This is a genomic window from Mesorhizobium sp. M7A.F.Ca.CA.002.05.1.1 (assembly GCF_003998335.1).
Lineage (GTDB): Bacteria > Pseudomonadota > Alphaproteobacteria > Rhizobiales > Rhizobiaceae > Mesorhizobium.
Map to the genome: position 1 here is coordinate 1 of NZ_RZQI01001220.1, position 1,365 is coordinate 1,365.

At 60.1% G+C, this 1,365-nt stretch carries 1 protein-coding gene and 1 pseudogene; both read right to left on the bottom strand.

Annotation, left to right across the window (positions count from 1 at the left end; genetic code table 11):
• Positions 1-372 (bottom strand): annotated as a pseudogene (locus EN939_RS34290) (phosphonate ABC transporter, permease protein PhnE); the annotation flags it as partial.
• 4 nt (positions 373-376) lie between these two features.
• The gene (gene phnE, locus EN939_RS34295; RefSeq protein WP_127271835.1) at positions 377-1,351 is read right to left on the bottom strand and encodes a phosphonate ABC transporter, permease protein PhnE; all 975 of its coding nucleotides are present in this window, start codon (positions 1,349-1,351) and stop codon (positions 377-379) included.
• Between the last annotated feature and the right edge of the window lie 14 nt (positions 1,352-1,365).

Below are 1,365 nucleotides of genomic sequence, written 5' to 3' on the forward strand. Positions count from 1 at the left end.
CTTGTCGGTCGCGGTCGCCGGTGCCGGTGCGGCGTCGACCCGCCGCTCGACCTCGGCAATCTGCTTGATAACCCAGTCGGGATTTGGATTGGATCCCAGTTTGGAGAAACGAGAGTAGTCGATGGTCAGATAGCCGTCCTTGAATTCGATGTCCGGGCGGATTTCGTAAGACACCCAGTCGGCGAGATAAGCGCCGGCCAGGTTCCAGTTCGCCTTTCCGAGAACGATGCCGATCGAGAAGAACCACGAGCAGTAAAAGGTGTAGAGGATGCATAGAAGGATGCCGAACGGGGCGGCATAGCGCTTCCATAAAGGCCGCTGAAACGCATCGGGATAGCGAGCGGCGATGTCGTTGATGGCGTCGGCGTTCATTGCGTTACTCTCCGCGCCCGTATGCGAACGCCTGCCTGCCGACGAGACGTTGTCTCAGCCATGCCGAAAACTGGTCAACGGCGACAATCGTGCAGAACAGCAGAAACACGATGGCTATGGTCTTGGCCTCATGGCCCCGGCTGATCGAAAGACGCAGGGATTCGCCGATGCCGCCGGCGCCGACGGCACCGAGAATGGTCGAAGCGCGCACATTGATCTCGAAGCGGAGCAGGAAATAGCTCATGAAGTTGGGCAGAACCTGAGGCACCATGCCGAACCACACCCGTTCGACCCAGTTGGCGCCAACGGCCCGCAAGCCTTCGTCAGGCTTCATGTCGGCGTTCTCGACCACTTCGTAGAACATTTTTCCGAGCGCGCCGACGGTGTGGATGCTGACCGCGAGGATCGCTGGAATGGGCCCAAGCGAGAAAATCGCCAGAAAAAAGCCGGCAATGACGATTTCCGGAAAGGCGCGGACAATTTCGAGGAAGCGGCGCGTGGTGAAGCGGAGCCAGCGGCTGGCCGTCACGTTGCTTGCAGCCAGGAAGCAGAGCAGGAAACCGAAGGTGGAGCCGACCAGGGTCGAAAACAGCGCAATGTTCAGGGTCTCGATCATCCGGTAGAAATACTCCGGAATGTAGATGCCTTGGGTCAGGTAGACCCGGCCTTCGGGATAGTCGAATTTGAGGCTGCCATCGTCATAGGGCGACGGCAGGTCGAACAGCGCGCGCACCGGGTCGAACCAGTCGCGCGGCTTCAATTCGACGAAAAAGTCGGCGATGTGGGGAAGGCGGTCGAAGAACTTTCCGGCGTTGGTCTCATTGGCGAACCAGAGCGAGCCCGAGAGCGCAAGCAACAGGAAAACCAGGCCTCCGATCGTGTAGAGGCGCCGGCGAGCGGCGAGGTCGCGCCAGTGCCGCTCGGCTAACGCTCCTTCCGTGGAGAGCGCAGGCGCGCGGTAAATTTCGGTCGCACTCATCGATGGTTCCCCAG